The organism is Sorangium sp. So ce590, from assembly GCF_051521365.1.
Lineage (GTDB): Bacteria > Myxococcota_A > Polyangia > Polyangiales > Polyangiaceae > Sorangium.
On the sequence record NZ_CP150346.1, the window covers coordinates 7,292,302 to 7,313,387 of the forward strand.

General features: G+C 71.6%; 13 protein-coding genes. 8 read left to right on the forward strand and 5 right to left on the reverse strand.

Translation table 11 applies throughout. The features are described from left to right. Positions 1-4: 4 nt before the first annotated feature. A complete protein-coding gene (locus WMF28_RS27165) occupies positions 5-745 on the reverse strand; it encodes a hypothetical protein (RefSeq protein WP_437596230.1) in 741 nt (246 codons plus the stop codon). Between the two features lie 361 nt (positions 746-1,106). On the opposite strand from WMF28_RS27165, the gene WMF28_RS27170 reads away from it, so the two are divergent. Next, positions 1,107-2,495, forward strand: a complete 1,389-nt coding sequence (locus tag WMF28_RS27170) for a serine/threonine protein kinase (RefSeq protein ID WP_437596231.1) — start codon at positions 1,107-1,109, stop codon at positions 2,493-2,495. A 524-nt stretch (positions 2,496-3,019) separates the two neighbouring features. On the opposite strand, the gene yddG is transcribed toward WMF28_RS27170, so the two are convergent. Then, positions 3,020-4,096, reverse strand: a complete 1,077-nt coding sequence (gene yddG / locus WMF28_RS27175) for an aromatic amino acid exporter YddG (protein ID WP_437596232.1) — start codon at positions 4,094-4,096, stop codon at positions 3,020-3,022. Positions 4,097-4,165: 69 nt separating this feature from the next. Between yddG and WMF28_RS27180 the strand changes: the two genes are divergently transcribed. The 5 genes from WMF28_RS27180 (at position 4,166) to WMF28_RS27200 (ending at position 10,503) form a co-directional block, all read left to right on the forward strand. After that, positions 4,166-4,993, forward strand: coding sequence for a TIGR02452 family protein (locus WMF28_RS27180; protein WP_437596233.1), 828 nt, complete (start codon positions 4,166-4,168; stop codon positions 4,991-4,993). Between the two features lie 225 nt (positions 4,994-5,218). Next, entirely contained in the window at positions 5,219-6,877 is a 1,659-nt protein-coding gene (locus tag WMF28_RS27185; RefSeq protein ID WP_437596234.1) for a serine hydrolase domain-containing protein, read from the forward strand. Positions 6,878-7,142: 265 nt separating this feature from the next. Continuing rightward, positions 7,143-7,499 (forward strand): hypothetical protein, encoded by a 357-nt coding sequence (locus tag WMF28_RS27190; RefSeq protein ID WP_437596235.1) that lies wholly within the window; start codon positions 7,143-7,145, stop codon positions 7,497-7,499. A 395-nt stretch (positions 7,500-7,894) separates the two neighbouring features. Next, positions 7,895-9,157, forward strand: coding sequence for a glucose-1-phosphate adenylyltransferase (glgC, locus tag WMF28_RS27195; RefSeq protein WP_437596236.1), 1,263 nt, complete (start codon positions 7,895-7,897; stop codon positions 9,155-9,157). A 311-nt stretch (positions 9,158-9,468) separates the two neighbouring features. Continuing rightward, a complete protein-coding gene (locus WMF28_RS27200; protein WP_437596237.1) occupies positions 9,469-10,503 on the forward strand; it encodes an aspartate-semialdehyde dehydrogenase in 1,035 nt (344 codons plus the stop codon). A gap of 89 nt (positions 10,504-10,592) precedes the next feature. Here the strand turns inward: WMF28_RS27200 and WMF28_RS27205 are convergent, their stop codons facing one another. Continuing rightward, positions 10,593-11,600 carry a hypothetical protein gene (locus tag WMF28_RS27205; RefSeq protein WP_437596238.1) on the reverse strand — a complete coding sequence of 336 codons (1,008 nt, stop codon included), beginning with the start codon at positions 11,598-11,600 and terminating at the stop codon, positions 10,593-10,595. A 284-nt stretch (positions 11,601-11,884) separates the two neighbouring features. Further along, positions 11,885-12,820 (reverse strand): LysR family transcriptional regulator, encoded by a 936-nt coding sequence (locus tag WMF28_RS27210; protein WP_437596239.1) that lies wholly within the window; start codon positions 12,818-12,820, stop codon positions 11,885-11,887. A gap of 208 nt (positions 12,821-13,028) precedes the next feature. On the opposite strand from WMF28_RS27210, the gene WMF28_RS27215 reads away from it, so the two are divergent. After that, a complete protein-coding gene (locus WMF28_RS27215; RefSeq protein WP_437596240.1) occupies positions 13,029-13,484 on the forward strand; it encodes a DoxX family protein in 456 nt (151 codons plus the stop codon). Between the two features lie 53 nt (positions 13,485-13,537). Here WMF28_RS27215 and WMF28_RS27220 read toward each other — a convergent pair whose 3' ends face one another. Then, a complete protein-coding gene (locus tag WMF28_RS27220) occupies positions 13,538-15,133 on the reverse strand; it encodes a hypothetical protein (RefSeq protein ID WP_437596241.1) in 1,596 nt (531 codons plus the stop codon). A 521-nt stretch (positions 15,134-15,654) separates the two neighbouring features. Here WMF28_RS27220 and WMF28_RS27225 point away from each other — a divergent pair. Then, positions 15,655-21,072 (forward strand): trifunctional serine/threonine-protein kinase/ATP-binding protein/sensor histidine kinase, encoded by a 5,418-nt coding sequence (locus WMF28_RS27225; protein ID WP_437604320.1) that lies wholly within the window; start codon positions 15,655-15,657, stop codon positions 21,070-21,072. Positions 21,073-21,086 lie beyond the last annotated feature (14 nt).

Consider the following 21,086-nt stretch of genomic DNA (forward strand, 5'->3'; position numbering starts at 1 on the left):
GCTCCTACGGCGGCAGGAACGACGTGACCACCTGGTCCGTACGCACTGTGGACGAGATCGCGGGGTTTTCGAGACATTGAAAGTAGAACCCACCGTTGGTGCTCACACCGTTGCACACGGTATCGCAGGAGCCCACGATCGCGATAGGACCGCACGCCTGGGTGGTCGTCGCCCCGGTCGCGGGGTCCACGTCCACGTGACCGGCCGCGCAGTCACGCTGCAGGGCCCGCGCGCGGGCGACGCCCGCGGGCGAGTAGCAGGCGCGGAGATACGGCGTCGAGCTGAACAGGTTCCCCCAGAACGCGCCCTCTCTGACCGTGTAGCTGTCGCGCTCCGCCGCGCCCGAGGACATGAACGGCTGACTGGAGCGCAGGGAGATCAGCACCGAGACGCCGTACCAGTTGGTCCGCGAGGCGAGGCACCCCGACATCCAGCGCTGGTAGAAGGGATCGGCCAGCGGGCCGTACACCCACCAGTCCGCGATGCCGAGGTCGCCCCGGTAGGTCTCTGAACGGACGGCCCCTCTATCGTTCCACGAGAACGAGAACGACTGGTCCGGCCGGAGCGCGCAGCTGACGATGTACCGCAAGAGCTCCCTTGACAGGGCGCCGTTCGATCCAGGATTCTGGAGGGCTGCGCGCGCGTTCGAGCTGAGCCCGGCCCAGGTGAGCGGGTTCGGGCTGAGCGCAGCGGGGTTGAGCGCGATCGCGCTGAGGGCGTTCTTGGTCAGCGCATTGGGGAGCATGCTGTTGCGGCTGACGACGGCGTCCTCGGCCTCCCCGATTGGCTCCGCCGCCTCTTCGTCGAGCTCGGCGTCGAGCTCGGCCCCGATGCAGGCGGTAGTAACCAGAGGTATTGCGAGGAGCGCAACAGCTCGTGGACAGTAAAGAAACATCTCGTTCCCCCTTTCGATGATGGGTCCAGGCGTTTCAGGTCGAGTGACGGCCAAGTTTAAGTTACCATTTGGAAACGCTCCTGAGTGTGCCGGTTCATCAAATATCTTCCTCGAAGGGGACAGCAGCGCGCTGGCGTCCCCCGGTCGTCCCGATGGCCCGCATGGCCGCGCGGCTCCGGTGGCCCCGTGACGCGCCGCGCGGTGAGGCGAGATGGCGAAAGAGGACGAGACGAGGCCGTTTTCGGAGTTCGAGCGGACCAGCGCGCGCGGCGAGCTCCCGGCGGGGACGCTGGCCGGCGAATACATCCTCGAAGGATTCATCGCGCGCGGCGGCTGCGGCGTCGTCTATGCGGCGAGGCACGCTCGTTCAGGGAAGCCCGCCGCGGTCAAGGTGCTGAGCGAGGCGGTAGCTCATTCGCGCCGTGTGGTCGAGCGATTCGCACGTGAGATCGAGGCCTTGCAGCTGATCTCCCACCCCAATATCGTAGAAATATACGAAGTGGGTGAGCTGAACGACCACCAGCCGTTCTACGTGATGGAGCGTCTGGAGGGGATGACGCTCGACGCGCTGATCAGGGCCGAAACGCGGCTCGTGCCCCGGGAGGCGCTCGAGCTGTTCGAGCCCATCTGCGCGGCGCTCGGGGCCGCGCACGCCGCTGGAATCGTTCACCGCGACGTGAAGGCCAGCAACATCTTCATCTCCTCCGGCAAACCACGAAGCGTGAAGCTGCTCGACTTCGGGATCGCGAAATTGATGGGACCCGAGGAGGGCTCGACCTGGCTGACCACCGCCGGAAGAATGCCCGGGACGCCATCCATCATGGCGCCCGAGCAGATCCTGGGCGGTCCCATTGATGCGCGGGTGGATGTCTATGCGCTCGGCGTGCTTCTCCATCGCATGCTGGTCGGAAGATTACCCTTCCACACCCATGACATGGACGAGATGGTGCGGAAGCACCTCGAGGAGCCGCCGATGCCCCCGAGCCTGCGGGTGCCGCTTCCTCTCGAGCTCGACGCGGTGGTGCTGCGTTGCATGGAGAAGCGTCGGGAGCGGCGGTTCGGCTCGGTCGAGGAGCTGGTGCGGGCGCTCCGGGAGGCGATCGGCGAGCCCGCGTCGGGGGCGAGGGGCGGGCCCGATCCGGCGCAGCCGGCGGTGGGCGTGTACCTGGAGGTGCGGACGCGCGGCGACTCCGACGACCTCGACGAGGCGCTCGCGGCCGATATCGGGCAGGTGCTCGACGCGGCCGAGTCGCAGCTCGAGCGCGCGGGGTTCATCCTGGCCTCGACGACCGGCAACGAGGTGCTCGGCGTGCGTCTCCTGCCCGCCGGGACGGACGAGGAGCGCAGCGCGCGGCGCGCGGCGCTCCAGGTCGCGACGGCGCTGCACGAGGCGGTGGTCCATCGCGCGGGGGCGGACGCGCGCGTGCACGTCAACGTGAGCGTTCACGCGGACGACGTGCAGGTGCGCCCGGCAGCGCAGCCCGAGATCCTCGGGGGCGCGCTGATGTGCGCGGGGCGATGGGCGTCGGCCGACGAGGAGCAGGAGGTCTTCGCGACGCCGAGCGCGACAGCGGGCCTCCTCGGCGACGAGCTGCCGTAGCTTCGCGCCGCCCGGCGGCACCTCGGCGCAAGCTCACTGCCGGCGCGCGCCGCCGGGCGGCACTTCGACGTAAGCCATCTTCCTTCAAACCGCCGCCGGGCGGCACTTCGACGTAAGCCATCTTCCTTCAAACCGCCGCCGGGCGGCACTTCGATGTGAGCCATCTTCCTCCAGACCGCCGCCGGGCGGCACTTCGATGTAATCGACATCACTCCACATCGCCGTTCGGTGGCACATTGACGTAAAGCACCTCACTTCAATCGCCGCTTCCCACCCGTTCTGCGCAAGCAGACAGCCGCGCACCTGCCGGCAGGCGGCGCTCAAGGGTAGATGGCTTACGTTTACAAGCCGGCATGCGGCGATCGAGAGAAGCTCGCTTCGCTTCGCAAGCTGGAGCGCGTCCGATCAACGCAGAGGCGCAAAGCGACGGAGGGGAAATGCACGAGAAGGCGGCCGCGCGCGCGCCGGTGTCCACCTCCAGCCCGCGGCAGCGCCGGAGCGAGCGAGGGACGCTGTCTCGCTCTTCAGGCGGCGCTGGCGGTCGATCGCGCGGTCGCCACGAGGCCGCCGGCGGTCACGAGGGCGCAGGCGGCGAGCAGCTGGGGGCTCGCCTCGGCGTGGCCGGCGAGGCAGAGGAGCAGCGTCGAGAGGACCGGCGCGCCGTAGGACAGCACGCCGAGCTGCGGGACGTCGCCGTGCTTCGTCGCGTGGTCCCAGGCGAAGAACGCGACGCCCACGGGGCCGAGCCCGAGCGCGAGCAGGCCGAGCGCCTGACCGGCCGTGGGCGCGACCGTGCGCTCGAGGGCGAGGTGCCCGGCGAGGCCGAGGACGGCGGTCGCGGCGCAGGGGCCCGCGAGGGCGTCGGCGGGGACGTCGGCGAAGCGGCGCTGGAGCACCGAGTACGTCGACCAGATGAGCGCGCAGCCGAGCGCGGCCAGGTAGCCGGGCGCGTGCGCGGCGCTCGGGCGGACGGCGCCTCCGGCGGCGAGGACCGTCCAGACGCCCGCGAGCCCGAGCAGCGCCCCGGCCACATGCCTGAAGCGCAGGCGGCCACCGGGGAGCGCCGCCGAGAGCAGGACGATGAGCAGCGGCCACAGGTACGAGATGACGCTGACCTGCACGGGCGGCGCGGCGGTGAGCGCGTAGAAGTAGAGCGCGTGGTAGCCGAACAGGCCGCCCACGCCGACGAGCCACCCGCCGAGCGGCTGGCGGAGCGCGCCCAGGCCGCCCCGGCCGCGCCGGGCGAGCCGCGCCGCGCCGAGGAGCGCCGCGATCGCGAAGGTCGACGCGAGCACCTGGAGCGGCGGCAGGCGGCTCACCGAGGTCGCGAGCAGCGTGAAGCTGCCCCAGAGGCCGATGGCCGCGACGCCCGCCAGGGTGGCGGCTCGCCGCGAGGGTCGCGTCGACGAAGTCGCCTCCGGCAGGACGGGGGGAGCCGCGTCCGGCAGGACGGGGGGAGCCGCGTCCGGCAGGACGGGGGGAGCCGCGTCCGGCAGGACGGGGGAGGTCGTGTCCGGCATGGCGCGGAGAATGGCGCGCCTGCCGGCCGCCGTGTACTGGATGAACACGCTGGACCCAGGCCGCGCGATGAAGCGCGCCACGTGAGCCCGCCCCCGCGGCCGAGCGCGTTTCGCTGGACGTTCGGCCGCGACTCGCGAATCTTTGGCGGCATGAAACTCACGAGCGTCGCCGCAGAAACCGTGCAGTTCGCGAGCCGAGGCGAGTACGCCGCGCCCTCGGGCGCGACGATCCGCATCCGCGATCGCGTGCTCGCCGCGGTGAAGGGCAGCGTGCTTTACCGGCCCGGTTCACTCGACACCTGGGAGCCGAAGGAGCGCCTCGAGCGCCCGGCGACGATCGAGGTCACCGGCGAGACCACGGCGGCGGCCGGGCGGCGGCTCGTCGAGCAGGAGGGTGAGGGCCGCGTGGCGATCCTCAACTTCGCGTCCGGCAAGAACCCCGGGGGCGGCTTCCTGCGCGGGGCCAAGGCCCAGGAAGAGGACCTCGCCAGGTGCTCCGCGCTCTACGCCTGCCTGGTCGAGCAGCGCGACTACTACGACCAGAACCGCGCCTCGGGGAGCCTCCTGTACACCGACCACCTCATCTACTCGCCGGATGTGCCGTTCTTCCGCGACGAGCAGCACGCCCTGCTGGAGCGGCCCTTCGCGCTGTCGATCATCACCGTGCCGGCGCCGAACGCCGGGGAGGCGCTCCAGCGCGACGAGGGGTCGGAGCAGGACATCCGCGCGGCCCTGGAGCGCCGCGCGGCCATGGTGCTCGCGGCGGCAGGCGCGCACGGGCACCGGTGCCTCGTGCTCGGCGCCTGGGGGTGCGGCGTCTTCCGCAACGACCCGGTCGAGGTCGCCGACGTCTTCGCCCTGTGGCTCGGGCACCCGCGCTTCCGCGGCGCGTTCTCGCGCGTGGTGTTCGCGGTGTACGACCGGGCCGCCGACCAGCCGAACTACCGGGCGTTCCGGGACCGGTTCGCGGGGGCGTAGGCGTGCACCGTCGCGGGCACGAGCGAGCCCGCGACCCCCGCGACCCCCGCGACCCCTCAAATCACCCGCGCGCCGGCCACACCACACGGTGGGAGAGCTACGCCGGGCTGCGTCGAGGTCGCCATTCCCATCCACCTTCAATGGAATAGTCGAGGACAGAAACCGCGCGCCTGCTGCTTTCGAATTGTCGGGTCGTGATTGAGGAGCGACAATCACGGTTCCGCCTTGAGGACGATTGACAGCAAGCTCGCCGTCCGCTTCGCGGCGGCCGCCTTCTCCGCGTCGCTCCCGCTCCTCGGCGCGTGCGCGTCGACCGCGCCCGCGCCGCGGGCCGTCCGGCCTGCGGCCCCCGCGCCGCTCCTCCAGCGCTTTGCCAGCGAGCCCGCGCCGGCGCCCCGCTTCGTCGATCCGGAGCGCGGGCGGAAGCTCCGCGCGGCGACGTCCGACGTGCAGGCGCTGGCGCAGCGCACCGCCGAGAGGGAGCGCCTGCCCGCCCTGGCGCTCGGCGTCGTCATCGACGAGGAGCTCGCGATCCAGAAGGTGATCGGCGTGCGCGACGTCACGCTGGGCGGAGCGGTCGACGAGCACACGCGCTTCCGCATCGGCTCCATCACGAAGGCGCTCACCGCGGCGGCGATCCTGCGGCTCCGCGACGAAGGGCGGCTGTCGATCGACGCCCCGGCCGCGCGCTACCTGCCCGCGCTCGCCGGCGTCGTCTACCCGACGCGCGACTCGCGGCCGATGACGGTGCGCGACCTGCTCACGCACAGCTCCGGCCTGCCCCGGCTCGGCGTGTTCTCCCCCGCGTCGACGGCGCGCGACGTCACCGAGCGCGAGATCCTGGCCACCCTCGACGGCTTCGGGCTCGAGAGCGCGCCCGGCACCGAGACGTCCTACTCGAACCTCGGCTACTCGCTCCTCGGGCTGCTCGTCGGGCGCGCCGCGGGCGTGCCGTACCGGCGCTACATGAGCGACGCGCTGCTCGCGCCGCTCGGCATGCGCGACGCCGCGTGGGACGCCTCGCAGGTGCCGGCCGGCGCGCTCGCGTCGCCGCACGCGCGCGGCGTCGGCGGCGCGGTGACGCCGATCCAGCCGTGGCGGCTCGGCGCCTCCGAGTCGACCGCGGGCCTCTACGCGAGCCTCTCCGACATGGGTCGATTCATCGGGCTCCAGCTCGCCGCCTGGCCCGCCCGCGACGCGCCCGAGGCCGGGGTCCTGCGGCGGAGCACCGTGCGCGAGTCGCACATGATGGCGCGCAACGGCTCGGCGTTCCCGGCGGCCGGCGGCGCCGACGGCCCGGGGCTCGGCTGGCACGTGCGCGAGGACTGCGACCTCGGCCACGTGGTCTTCCACAACGGCCTCATCGATGGCTTCTCCGCCTCGGTGATGGTCCTCCCGCAGCGCGGCGTCGGCGTCGTCGCGCTCGCCAACGTGGCCGGCGCCGATCTCGAGTCGCTCAACACGAAGGTGCTCGGCAGGCTCGTGGCGACCGGCGCGATGGTCGCGCGCGTCGTCCCGCCCTCCCCGTCGGTGCGGCGCGCGGCGCAGGCGGTCGCCTCGGTCATCGGCCGAGCGCGGACGGACCTGCTCGATCGCAGGCTCCGGCCCGGCTGGTTCCCCGAGGATCACCTCGCGTCGCTGCGGCAGGAGCTGCGCGACGTCGGCGCGAGGGTGGGCCCGTGCGCGCTCGACGGCTCCGCGATGGTGGAGAGCGCCACGTCGGCGCGCTTCGGCCTGCGCTGCGAGCGCGGCGCGCTCTCGGTGGCCGTGCGCGTCGACACCTCGCCGGACCCGCGGATCACCGCGTTCAGCGTCGAGGAGCAGACGGGGGCTATCGCCTTGGAAGGCGAGCGCTCACGCGCCCGCCCGTCGCGCTGCCGCTGAGCTCGCCGGCGGCCCCGGCCATCGCGCCACGCCCGTGGCAGAGCGCCGCCGCGCGAAGGCTCGGCAGAGCTCGCGATGGCGCCGTGACGACGCCGCAATGGAGCAGCCTGTTTTCCGCGGCTGTCGTGCGGCTGGCTCGCCTCGTGCAGTCCGCCGCCGGCGCTCACACCCACGGATTGCCGTTGTCCACGAGACTCGGGACAACGGAGCTCGCTTCAGCCCGCTACCACGCCCATCTCGGGCGGTAGCGAGGAGACAGATCACCATGCGAACTCTCGTTCACACTCTTGCGCTCTCGCCCCTGCTCGCCCCAACGGAGATGGGTCCCGGCGGCGCCGGCACCGGCGACATGATGGGCACCGGGGCCCCGGGTACCGGGACGACGGGCACCGGCAGCAGCGCGACGGGCACCGGGACCCCGGGCACGGGTACGGGCGCCGGCGTCCCCGGCGGCTTCCGCGGCGACACGAGCAGCGGCACGCAGTCGCCCACGACGGGCTCGCAGCAGGGCAATCCGCCGAACAAGAAGGGTGGAACGCCCGGCACCGGCACCGGCACCCAGAGCCCGGGCGCGGGCCCCGGCGCCACGGGCAGCGCCCCGGGCTCCGGCGGCACGCGCTGATCCGGCGGAGCTGCCGCCGTCCTCTCGCCCGGCGGCTCGCGTGGCCCGCGCGCGCGGCCGCAGGAATGACGCGACGCCCCGATAGCGTGCGCGCCGAGCGAGACACGCCATGAAGGAAGAGATCGCCAAGGCGCGAGGAGGCCCCGAGACTTCCTTTTCTCGGCGTCCTTGCCGCCTTGGCAGTTTGTCGCGCTCTCGTCCGATCACCGCCCTGACGCGGCGGAGGCAGCGCCGGAGCCCGCCGCGCCACCTGCCCTGAGATCACCCGGTGATCGCGAGGGTTGCAACCACGTCGCGCAGCATGGTATTCGCTCGACCGATCCCGAGGATCGGCTAGTCTAGTCGCGCCCATCGCTCCGGACGTCGAACCGTCCCCCTCACCTGCGGAGGTCCGCTTGAAGCACAACGACGTGGTGGTCTTGATCCTCGGCGGCGGCGTCGGTAGCCGCCTCTACCCGCTCACCAAGCTGCGCTCGAAGCCGGCCGTCCCGACCGGCGGCAAGTACCGACTGGTCGACATCCCGATCAGCAACTGCCTCAACTCGGGCTTCAATCGCATTCACATCCTCACGCAGTACAACTCGGTCTCGCTCCACAACCACATCACGCAGACGTATCGATTCGACGTCTTCTCCGCGGGCGCGGTGCAGATCCTCGCCGCCGAGCAGACGCCGGACCACAGCGATTGGTACCTGGGCACCGCCGACGCGGTCCGCAAGCAGCTGGGCGAGGTCAAGTCGCCGAACCCGCGCGACGTCATGATCCTCTCGGGCGACCACCTCTACCGCATGGACTACGAGCCTTTCCTCGAGCACCACCGCGAGACCCGGGCCGACGTCACGCTCGCCGTGCGGCCCGTCCCGACCGCCGAGGTGTCGCGCCTCGGCATCGTGGACACCGACGACAGCGGGCGGGTGATCAAGTTCGTCGAGAAGCCGAAGGAGATGAAGCTGCTCGACGGCGTGCGGCGGTTGCCCGATCCGAAGTACCCGTGGCTCGCCTCGATGGGCGTCTACATCTTCAGCGCGAAGGCGCTCTACGAGATGCTCGAGCGCGACAACGCCTCCGATTTCGGCAACCACATCCTGCCCCGCGCGCTCGACAGCCACCGGATGGTGACCTACACGTTCGACGGGTACTGGGAGGATATCGGCACGATCCGGAGCTATTACGAGGCCAGCCTCGCCCTCACCGACACGAATCCTCCGTTCTCCTTCTACGATCCGCAGCGGCCGATCTACACCCGCCCGCAGTTCTTCCCCCCGGCCCACGTCAGCGCCGGCTCGGTCCTCGACCAGGTGCTCCTCGCCGAGGGGAGCCGGATCATCGAGTCGAAGATCTCCCGGTCGATCGTGGGGCAGCTCTCCTCGATCGGGCCTCACGTCACGATGTCGAACACGGTCATGATGGGCGCGGACTACGAGTTCCTGTTCCAGGCCCAGGGCCCCGAGAGCAGCAGGGGTCTCCCGCCCATCGGCATCGGCCGGGGGTGCAGGATCGACGGCGCGATCATCGACAAGAACGCGCGCATCGGCGAGGGGGTGGTGATCCGCAACATCCCCGATCGAGAGGACTCCGACACCGAGTACTACGCGGCCCGGGAGGGCATCGTCGTCGTCCCGAAGAACGCCGTCGTGCCCCCGGGCACGATCATCTGAGAGGCCGCCCCATCCGCCCCGCGAAGCCGGCGGCGCGCTCGCCCGCGCAGGTCGGCGCCGCCGCGCCCGCGCGTCCGTAACAACCCGCCACGATGCCGCCCGGCATGGCGCTCTGCGCCGTCCGGGGCGCCATCGCCTCGCCGTCCGTCGATCCCGGGCGATCCCGGGCGATCCCGGGCGATCCCGGGCGATGCGCGCCCCTCCGGGGGCCTGGGCGGCGGCGCGCTGGTGGGGCCCCCGCGCGGGCGCCCTGCCGCGCCCGCCCACTGGCCCCTCGTCGGCTGGGCCCCGGTCTGGTAAAGAGCGCCTTCATGCGAATCTGCATCCTCGGCGCTACGGGCCTCGTCGGTCGCGAGACCATCACCCTCATCGCGCGGGCCTGGCCCGGCGCAACGCTCGCCCTCTTCGCGAGCCGCGACCAGGAGCTCACCCTGGACGGCAAGTCGTACGAGGTGCTCAGCGCGTCGCGGCTCGAGGCGCAGGACGCGCCCCGCGGGGACCTCGCGTTCGTGGCCCTGGATGACGAGCACAGCAAGCGGTACGTGCCGCGGCTGCTCGACCTCGGGTACCGCGTGATCGACAAGAGCAACACGTTCCGCGCCGACCCGAAGGTGCCGCTCGTCGCCGCGGGGGTGAACTCGAGCATCGTCGACGACTCGGTCCGGCTCGTGGCCAATCCGAACTGCACGACCATCCCGCTCACGCTCGCGCTCTCGCCCCTGCGCCGGGAGTTCGGGCTGAGCGCGGTCACGGTGAGCACCTACCAGGCGGTGAGCGGCGCCGGCATCGCCGCCCTCGACGCGTTCATCGCGGACGCGCGCGACGGCTACCAGGCCCTCGACCGGCTGGGCCTCCCGTTCAAGCTCTCGGGCTACGCCGCCAACACCGTCCCGCACAACGGCGGCACCGACGAGAGCGGCTTCTCCTCGGAGGAGCGGAAGCTCATCTTCGAGAGCCGCAAGATCCTGGGCATGCCCGAGCTCGGCATCTCCGCGCAGTGCTGCCGCGTCGCCGTCGCCGTGGGCCACTACGAGAACGCGTGGGTGACGTTCGAGCGCCCGGTGGACCTCGAGCGCGTCGCGAGCCTCCTGAGCGATCCGGCGCAGTCGCCCTATGTGAAGCACCTCGCCGGCGCCGCGGGCGAGGGCCTGAGCGCGCTCCACTGCGTGCAGGACCGCGACCGCGCGCTGGTCGGGCGGATCCGCCCGGATGCACGGGACCGCGACCGGAAGAGCGTGTGCCTCACGGTGGTCGGGGACAACCTGCGGCTCGGCGCGGCCACGAACGCGGTCCGCGTCGCGACGCGCTGGTTCAAGAGCGCCGATCAGGACCTCCAGGCCCCGTGACCCGCACGCCCGGAAAGGCTCGAACGGCATAATGGCGTCATGGTGGAATGGCGTAGACGACCGCCGCGGCCATCGGCGGCGCGGCCTCTTCATGGCGCCACCGCCGGCCAGCCGGCGCCGACGGGGAGCGCCTGCACGTCGGGGAACAGCAGGTAACCGCGCTTCCCGTCCCGCGTCTGCCTGTGCGGCGGCGACGGCGCGGCCGCGGCGGCGCTCGCGCGCACGGCGCGCCCGAGCGCGGTCGCGCCGTCGAGCGCCAGGCTGAGCGCGGCCAGCGCCTGCGCCAGCTCGGAGAGCGGCGTATCGCCCGACGTGCCCCGCGCGACGAGCGCGTCGATCTCGCGGCTCCGCACCCCGAAGTCCGACGGCAGCGGGTGCGCGCGCGGCGCCCTGAGCGCGGCGTCGAGGAGCTGGCGCTTCGCCGCGGCGCCCGCCTCGCCGAAGCCCACGACGAGCTCGAAGAGCGCCGACGCGACGCCGAAGCCGGGCTCGAGGCCCTCGCGGCCCTGGATCAGGAAGGCGCCGATCCCCAGATCATCGAGGTACTCGAGCCCCGTATAGCTCGGCGTCGCCGAGCGCTCCGTCTCGGGCAGGGGCGGCGCGACGCGCACCTCGCCGCTCTCGAACACGACGACGCGCGCGTACGTGAAGCCGGCGTGCGGCACCGCGAGCCGCACGCGCGCGAGCTGCGCGGCGACCTCGGCCGCCGCGCCGATCTCGAAGCGCGCGCCCGGCAGGTAGCGCGCGATGCCCGCCAGCGTCATGCCCGCCGCGTCGGGCCAGGGGCAGACCGCGACGTGGCGCGGCGCGGCCTCCGCCTCGCCCGGCGCGCACACGCGCTCCAGGCCGAACGAGGTGGGCGCGACGAGCGGCGGCCGCTGGCCCTCCACCCGCCGCAGGTCGCCGAACAGCCAGGCGCGGTTCTCCCCGTGGTGCTCGGGCGCGAGCATCCGCGCGCCGACGAGCAGCGCGACCGTGCCCCCGGCGCGCGCGAGCCAGGCCTCGGGCACCGAGAGGTGCTCGTACAGGTAGGCCTCGACGATGAGCTGCCATTCGCGGGGCGGCTCGGGCGGGAGGGACGCAGCGGTTCGGTACATGGCGGGTGCGAGGCCTCGAAGAACAGCATGCTCGGCCCCGGATCCACGCGCAAAGCGGGCGAGCGCGAGAGATAGCGTATCCAAGCCGGGAGCGCCGCGAAACACGGCCATGCGCCGCTGCCGCCGATGGGCCCGCGCTCCGCCAGAGGCATCATCATTATCCATCTCCGGCGTGCCCGACGCGCGATCTCGCGCGTCGCGGCGCCCGCGCGAGATCGCCGATCCCCTGCCCCATCGCAGCGCCGCGCCAGCGCTCGGCGCCCGTCGGCGCGCGGGCGCCCCGGTCACGCGAGCCGCTTCACCCAGGCCAGGACGAAGTCGCGGAACACGGCCACGTTCCGCGCCACGTGCCGCGCGCTCGGATAGACGAGGTACACGGCCCCCGCGCGCTGCGACCACTCGGGCAGCACATGGACGAGGCGCCCGCTCGCCAGGTCGGCCGCGGCGAAGGCGCGCGGGAGCGGACCGATGCCGCCCCCCGCGCGGAGCACCGCGCGGATGAGCTGGACGTTGTCGGTGACGATGCGCCCGGTCGACATCGCGTCGCGCACCGAGCTCGCGTCATCGACCGGCCACTGGCCGCGCCGGGCGCTCGGGACGAACACCACCCGCTCGTGGTCGACCAGCTCGTCGAACGCGCGGGGCAGGCCGCGGCGCCCGAGGTACGAAGGGGCGGCGAAGAGCTGCAGGTGCGAGTCGAGCAGCTTGCGCGCGACAAGCGAGGAGTCCGGTAGATCGAGCGTCGCCCGGATGGCGACGTCGAAGCCCTCGCGCAGCAGGTCGACCCGGCGCGAGGACAGGTCCACCTCCACGGAGAGCAGCGGATACCGCGCGCAGAACTCGACAAGCAGGTCGCCCACGAAGGACTCGCCGCCGTCGGGCGGCGCGCTGAGCCGGATCAGGCCCTGCGGCTGGCCCTGGTAGGCGTCGAGCGCCTGCGCCGCGTCGCGGAGGCCGGCGATGTGGGGCGCCACGTCGCCGAAGAAGCGGCGGCCCGCCTCGGTCAGCGCGACGGCGCGCGGCGACCGGTGGAGGAGCCGCACCGTGAGGCCCTCCTCCAGGCGCGTCACCGCGCGGCTCACCGTCGACTTCGGGACCCCGAGCTGCGCGGCCGCGGCCGTGAACGAGCCGAGCTCCGCCACCTTGACGAACGCGGCGATCTCGTCGAGCTGGGGCGATCGGGGCGACTGCGCTCGGGCGGCCGTGCGGGGGCCGGGCATGCGGGGACCTCACGAGGGTTGGGCGGCTTCGGTCGGGCGCGCGATCAGGTGGCGCAGGTCGCGAAGGCAGGCAGGTGGCGAGGGCAGGTTGCTAAAACGCAACGCTGAGTTGAACCGTTGCACAATAGCACCTGGCTCGGCGCGCGCCCATAGAGAGGAGGCGGGCGCTCCGAGCCGGAGAGCCCGCCTCACCTCAGCGAGGCTCATCATGAACATCGTCAAGCGTTTCGCTCCCGCCGCTGCCCGCACCCTCCTCGGGCTCGTGTTCTTCGTCTTCGGGCTCAACGGCTTCCTGCAGTTCCTGCCGCAACCCCCGGCGCCCGAGGCCGCCGCCAGCTTCGGGGCCGCGCTGGCCGCGACCGGTTACATGTTCCCGCTGATCAAGGGGACCGAGGTCGTCGCGGGCGCCCTGCTGCTCTCGAACCGCTACGTCCCGCTCGCGCTGGCGCTCCTCGCGCCCATCGTCGTGAACATCGTCGCTTTCCACACCTTCCTCACGCCGCCCAGCCCGGCCGCCTGGCTCATCCTCGCCCTCGAGCTCTACCTCGCCTTCGCCTACCGCGCGGCGTTCCGCCCGATGCTCGCCGCGCGCGTCGACGCCGGTGTCGCGGCGAGCTCCGGCGTGGAGCGCGGCAAGCTCAGCCCCGTCGAGAGCGCCGCCTGAGCCAGGGCGCGCCCGCCGTCCGCCTGCGCCGTCTCCAGCGCGCCTTCGTGACGTTACCCGCAGGGCAGGATGCGCAGCACCCGGATCCTGGTGCTCGTGCTGCCCGGCGCCGCGAAGGCCACGCTTCCGTCGGGGAATGCCGCGAAGTCCTGGTATCGATTGCCGAGCACGTCGACCTGCAGCGGCGCGCCTTCGGCCTCCCCGGTGGCGCGATCGCGCGTCTGCACGTACAGCGTGCGCTCCGGGTCGTTGCGGGCGATATCGCCGGCGCGCGGGGTGCTCTCCCAGGCCGCGAGCAGGCGCGAGCCGCCGTAGGCGGCCAGGTGCGGAGCGCGGTGGTTCAGGCCCGCGTCGTCGGCGATCGTGATGTCCTTGTCCGCAGCGCCGTCGGTGAAGTGGAGCAGCCGCACGTCCGCGAGCCCGTTCGAGCCCGCCGGCTGGCCCGGGCGGATATCGCTCGTCGTGAGCCAGTAGCCGCCGCCTTTCGCCGTCACGAGGTTACCCAGGTTCGAGTAGGCGAGATCGACCGGAGCGATGGTCGTGTAATCGGGCGCGAGCGCGATACGATTGTTGTTGTCGGTCTTGCACACCGTCACGAACTTGCCGGCGCTGGGGTCCCAGATAATGCGCTCGTAGCCGCTGTGGCTGCAGCCCCAGTCGAAGCCGTCCCGCTGCAGCTCCCCGCCGGCGTCGACGACCTTCATGCGATCGCCCTGGTGGATGTTGATGCACCCCCCTTGCGAGACGCTGATCGCGGCGCCGAAATAGGCCGCATAGCGCGCGCCGTCGAAGGCGATGCGGCCGTGGTGGGCGTACCACCAGATCATGAACACGCTGGGACCGGTGGGGCCGGTCGAGTAGGGCGGCAGCGCGGCGCTCGAGCTGGTGAGCTTGGTCGCCCAGGTCTCGCGCGCGCCGTCGAAGCGGACCATGTACATGTCGTGGCAGGGGACCGGAGGGGACGGCGGCGTGCCGCACAGGTTCGCCGGTACGCCGCAATTCAACGTTCCGCCGCCCTCGGCGTCGCGGGTGAGCAGCAGCACGCCGCCCGCGTCATCGGCGACCAGATCGGCGAGATCGTTCGCCGGCAGGCCGAGCGAGGGGCCCACGGCCCGATCACCTGCGTCGAGCTGGACGACGTGGACCTGATCGTCGTCGCTCATCCATGCGAGGCGCGACCCGCCGGACGGCATCGGCGAGATGACGAGCGGCATCAGCGCGGCCTCGTCCTCGCTGTTGATCACGCGGATTCCGACGTCGATCTCGGTGATGCGGATACGGTCCTGGGTGACGCCGCACGCGCCTGGCCCAGGATCGCCGCCCGCGCCGCCGCCGCTCGCGCTCGACGCCCCCGCGCCGCCGCCGCTCGCGCTCGACGCCCCCGCGCCGCCGCCGCTCGCGCTCGACGCCCCCGCGCCGCCGCCGCTCGCGCTCGACGCCCCCGCGCCGCCGCCGCTCGCGCTCGACGCCCCCGCGCCGCCGCCGCTCGCGCTCGACGCCCCCGCGCCGCCGCCGCTCGCGCTCGACGCCCCCGCGCCGCCGCCGCTCGCGCTCGACGCCCCCGCGCCGCCGCCGCTCGCCGTCGAGCCCGACTCTCCAGTGCAGCCCGCGGGCAAGGCGACGAGAATCAGCGACCAGGCGACTCGCATGCATCGTATCGACATGGCATCAAGCTACGTCTCGCATGCATTGCAACGCAAGCATTCCACGAAGAGCAGAAATGTTCCGGCGACTCTCCCCTTCGCTGTCGCTTCCAGACACTCCGAGGTGAATTCCTCCGGAACGCCATGACACGACGGCGGCCACCGGCTCCCCGCCGAACGGCGCCGTCAAAGGCGCCAGACGCACAGGTTCACCCACGTCGTATCCCCTCTCCTGCACAGTCGGGAGGTGCGGGCAGCGTGCTCCTCCCTTTGCGACTCGTCACCGCAGGTGCGCAGGCACTCATCTCCATGCGGCTCGTCGCCCCATCGGCCTGTCCAGAGACCTCACCTGCCTGGATACCGCGGCAGCACCTCGGACCAGAACAGGCATCAAGGACAGACATCCACGCACCCCGCCACGGCGAGATTCGCCCTGCCGCAACGTGTCCTCGTGGTATCATCCGGGACACAACCACCGCCGGCCACGCCGTGCCGCCAGGGCACGTCCACGTCAGTCAAGGGGAATGATGCTGACGATCTCCGGTTATCAAGCGGTCGCCAAGATCTACGAGAGCGGCAATTCGCTCGTCTACCGAGGCCGGTGCGCCGGCGACGAGCGCCCCGTCATCCTCAAGCTCTTGCGCACAGACTATCCCAGCCAGACGGAGCTCACGCGCTACAGGCATGAATACGCGGTGCTCCGCAACCTGCATGTGCCGGGCGTCGTCGGGGCGCTCGACCTGTGCCGGAACGAGAGAGGGCTCCTCCTCGTCCTCGAGGATTTCGGAGGCCACTCGCTGGCGCACCACCTGCAAAACGTGCAAAACGGCCGATTCGACGCCGCGAACTTCCTCCCCCTCGCGATCGGGATCACGCGCGCCCTCCACGACGTCCATGAGGACGGAATTATACACAAGGATATCAATCCTTCCAACATCGTATTCAACCGCGAGGCGGGTACGGTCAAGATCATCGACTTCGGCATCTCGACGCGGCTCTCGCGGGAGGAGCTGTCGAGCAAGAGCCCCACCGTGATCGAGGGGACCCTCGCCTACATCTCTCCCGAGCAGACCGGCCGCATGAACCGGGCGCTCGACCATCGCACCGATCTCTACTCGCTCGGGGCCACATTCTACGAGCTCCTCACGGGCGCCCCGCCCTTCGGCGCGGCGGACGCCATGGAGCTCGTGCACTGCCATATCGCCCTCGATCCCACCCCGCCGCGCGCGCGATGCCCGAGCGTACCGGAGGCCCTGTCGGACGTTGTAATGAAGCTCATGGCGAAGACGGCCGAGGGCCGTTACCAGAGCACGGCGGGCCTCCTCCACGACCTGGAGGCGTGCCAGCGGCGCCTCGACGCCGCGGGCGAGATCGCCCCGTTCCCGCTGGGCCGCGCCGACGCCTCCGGCGACCTCCGCATCCCGCAGCAGCTCTACGGGCGCCAGCTCGAGGTAGAGGCGCTGCTCGAGGCGTTCGATCGCGTCGCGCGCGGCGGCACCGAACTGATGCTCATCGCCGGGTACTCGGGGGTCGGCAAGTCGGCGCTGGCGCACGAGCTGTACAAGCCGATCACCGGGGCGCGCGGGTACTTCGTCGCCGGCAAGTACGACCAGCTGAAGCGGAGCACCCCGTACACCGCGATCACCAGCGCGTTCCGCGACCTCGTGCGGCAGATCGTGGCCGAGCCCGAGGCGCAGTTCGCGCTGTGGCGCTCGAAGATCAAGGCGGCGCTCGGGGTGAACGGGCAAGTCCTCGTCGACGTGATCCCGGAGATCGAGCTCATCGTGGGCGAGCAGCCGCCCGTCCAGGCGCTCGGGCCCGCCGAGTCCCAGAACCGCTTCGTCCGCGTCCTCCAGAACTTCGTCCGCGTGTTCTGCGACGCCGAGCGCCCGCTGGCCGTCTTCCTCGACGACCTGCAGTGGGCCGACGCGGCGTCGCTCCGGGTCATCGAGCTCCTGATGACGGACGCCGAGCTGCGCGGGCTGCTCGTGATCGGCGCCTACCGCGACAACGAGGTCGGGGCCGCTCACCCGCTCTCGGCCGCGCTCGCCGCCCTGCGACGCGAGGGGGCCGTCGTGCGCGAGATCTCCCCGGGGCCGCTCGGCACCGAGATGGTCTGCCGGATGCTCGCGGACGCGCTGCGCGCCGAGGCCGCGGCGGTCACGCCGCTCGGCGCGCTGGTCGCGCGGAAGACCGGCGGCAACCCGTTCTTCGTCAACGAGTTCCTCCGCACGCTGCACCAGACCGGATGCCTGCGGTACGACGCCGGCCGCGCGGCGTGGACATGGGACGTCGCCTACATCGAGTCCAGGAACATCACGGACAACGTCGTCGACCTGATGATCGGCAAGCTCCGCGGGCTCCCGGCGGACACGCAGCGAGCGCTCATGTCGGCGTCATGCCTCGGCAACCGCTTCGATCTGGACAGGCTCGCTGTCATCCTCGAGGCGACGCGCGGCGAGGTCCACCGGCACCTCCTGCCCGCGCTGCACGAGGGCCTCATCGTCCCGCTGTCGCCGATGGAGCCCGCGGCCCCGGACGATCTCGGCGCGCCGCTCGTCTTCCCGGACCACAGGTTCCTCCACGATCGCGTCCAGCAGGCGGCGTACGCCATGATCGAGGAGGACGAGCGCAGCGGCCTCCACGCCGACATCGGCCGGCTCCTCTTGCGGAGCCTGGGCGGGCGCGACCCCGTGGAGGAGGTCTTCGACATCGTCTACCACCTGAACCGCGGCGCCGACCTCCTGAGCGACGCCGCCGAGCGGAGGCGCCTCGCGGAGCTGAACCTCCTCGCGGGCCGGCGCGCGCTGCTCTCCGCCGCCTTCGACGCCGCGCGCGGCTACTTCGCCGAGGGCCTCGCGCTGCTGCCCGCGGGCGCCTGGCAGCGCGATCACGCGCTGACGAGCGCGCTGCACCTCGGCGCCGCCGAGGCCGCGTGCATGAACGCCGACTGGCGCGCCATGAAGGAGCTCGTGGACGCGGCCCTGGGCGAGATCCGCGACGTGATGAGCAGGAGCAAGCTCTACGAGCTCCTGATCCTCTATCACCACACCCAGGCGGAGTTCCGCGAGGCCGTGGACACCGCCGTGGAGGCGCTCGCGCAGCTCGGCGAGGCGTTCCCCGCGAGCCCCGGCATGCAGGACTTCCTCGACGCCTACACGAAGACGACGAAGCAGGTCGCCGCGCTCGGCCAGGGGCGCCTCGCCGAGCTCCCCCCGATGACGGAGGCCCCGAAGCAGGCGGCGCTCGTGATCCTCCGGCGCGCGATCCACGCGTCGTACTTCGCCGCGCCGGAGATGCTCGGGCTCTTCATCTGCCGCGCGCTCGACCTGACGATGGAGCACGGCGAGTCGCCGCTCTCGTCCTATGCGCTCGCGGCGTTCAGCGTCCTCGTCAACGCCGGCGTGGGCGACATCAGGACGGGAGCCCAGTTCGGCGAGCTCTCGATCGAGGTGCACCGGCGCCGGGACGAGCCGCTCTACAAGGCGAGCGTCTACAACTTCTATTACGGCCTCTCGCGGCACTTCTACCGTCCGGCGCGCGAGAGCCAGGCGCCGCTCATCGAGGGATACCTGAGCTACGCCGAGAACGGCGACGCCGAGAGCGCCGCGTACTGCCTGATCAACGCCTTCGTCTGCGGCGCCGTCTCCGGGCAGAACCTCCTCGAGCTCGAGTCGATGTTCGAGAGGTACATCGAGGAGGTCTTCAAGTTCAAGCAAGAGCAGGTCATCAACCAGCTCAGCGTGTGGCGGCAGGTCATCCGGAACCTCACCGGCAGGTCCGAGCTCGGGGCGAAGATCAAGGGAGAGTTCTTCGACGCCGAGCAGGCGCTCCCCGGCCTGTACGCGACGAGGAACTTCAACACGGTCAACTACATCCATACGGCGCAGGCCATGCTCTATTTCGTCTTCGGCGAATACGAGCTCGCTTACAAGCACGCTGCCGAGACGGAGCCGACCCTCGGCGCGAGCACGGGCAAGGTGTTCACGCCGCTGCACACCTTCTATTACTCCCTCGCCATGACGGCGCTCTACCCGGCGGCCTCGCCCGAAGACAAGAAGCGCTATCGCGCCAAGGTGTCGGAGAACCAGGCGAAGCTCAGGTCGCTGTCCGAGACGTGCGCCGAGAACTTCCTGCACCGGCACCTGCTCGTCGAGGCCGAGCTCGCGCGGCTCGACGGCCGCGTGGCGGAGGCCCTGGACCTGTACGATCGCGCCATCGCGTCGGCGTCGGAGCACGACTACGTGAACGAGGCCGCGGTGGCCTGCGAGCTGGCGGGCCGGTTCTGGCTCGCGCAGGGCAAGGAGAAGCTCGCGCGCGTGTACCTCGCGGACGCGAGCTACAATTACAACCTCTGGGGCGCCGTCCGCAAGGCGCAGGACCTGGCGGAGCGGTATCCAGAGCTCGCCCCGCGCGAGGCGGTCTCGCAGCGATCACCGGGGGTCGCGCCCTCGCGGACGTTCGTCACGACGACCTCGCTCGGCGCGTCCCGCCTCGACCTGCGGACGGTGCTGAAGGCCGCGCAGGCGATCTCCGGGGAGATCGTGCTCGACCGGCTCCTCGTCAAGCTCATGTCGGTCGCCATGGAGAACGCCGGCGCCCAGCGCGGCTGCCTCGTGCTCCACGACAGCGACGGATTGCGGGTCGAGGCCGAGGTCGACTGGACCGACGGCCGCGACGACGCGCGCTTCCCGGGGCTGCTCCTCGACCAGGCCGCGGCGCGCGATCGCCCGCTCGTCTCGGCCGGGATCGTGCAGTACGTCGCGCGGACGGGCGAGAGCGTCGTCCTCGCCGACGCCTCGACAGACAGGCAATTCCAGCGCGACGACTACGTCGCGCTGCGCCGCCCCAGGTCGGTGCTGTGCGCGCCCCTCATCCACCACAGCGGCCTTTACGGGGCCATCTACCTCGAGAACAACACCGCGACCGGCACGTTCACCCAGGATCGGCTGGAGCTCCTCACGATGCTGTCCTCGCAGATGGCGATATCCATCGAGAACGCGAAGCTCTACACCGGCGTGGAGCAGAAGGTCCGCGAGCGCACGGCGGAGCTCGAGGAGGCCCACGCGACGATCGTCCGGCTGGAGCGCGAGGCGGTCGAGAACCAGATGGCGGGGGGCTTCGCGCACGAGATGCGCAACGCCCTCTCGGGGGCCGCGATGGTGCTCGGGTCGGTGACCCAGGGCGGCCAGACGCTGTGCGCGAAGAACGCGGCCCGGCTCGGTGAGCTCTTCGACCTGCTCAAGGACGACATCCCCGAGGGCAAGCTCAAGCCGGTCCTCGCCCGGCTGGGCGACATCGAGGAGGCCGAGGAGACGCTGGACAGCGTGCTCTGCATGGTGGGCGACTGCACGGCGCGCGCGCTGAGCGTCACGAACAGCATCCTGGAGTACTCGAAGCTCGGCGTCGCGCTCGTCGGCAACGAGGTCGTGAGCCTCCGCCGCATCGTCGAGTCGGTCGCGGCGCGGCACCGCGACGAGTTCGCGCGTCAGAGCGTGTCGGTCGAGCTCGACATCCGCGGCGGCTCGGCGGTCCTCGGGTACGAGTCGCACTTCGACTCCATCGTGAACAACATCGTCCTGAACGCGCGCGACGCGCTGCTCCTTGTCGACGACGGCCGCGGCCGGCGGGTGCGGATCGAGACGGTCGATGAGGGGGAGTTCCAGGTCCTCACCGTCAGCGACAACGCGGACGGGATCTCCGCCGACAACCTGTCGAAGATCTTCCAGCCGTTCTTCTCGACGAAGCCGACGACCGGCGTGGGCCTGGGGCTCAGCTTCGTCTCTCGCACCGTGGCGATGTACGGCGGGACGATCGACGTCGACAGCGACGCGGAGCGCGGCACGACGTTCGTCGTCCGGCTCCCGCGCGCGGTGCCCCGTGGACAGTCGCAGCCGGCCGGCGCCAGCGCCAGCCGTATCGAGCTCAACCTCGCCGGGAACTGAAAAAGGGGCGCCAA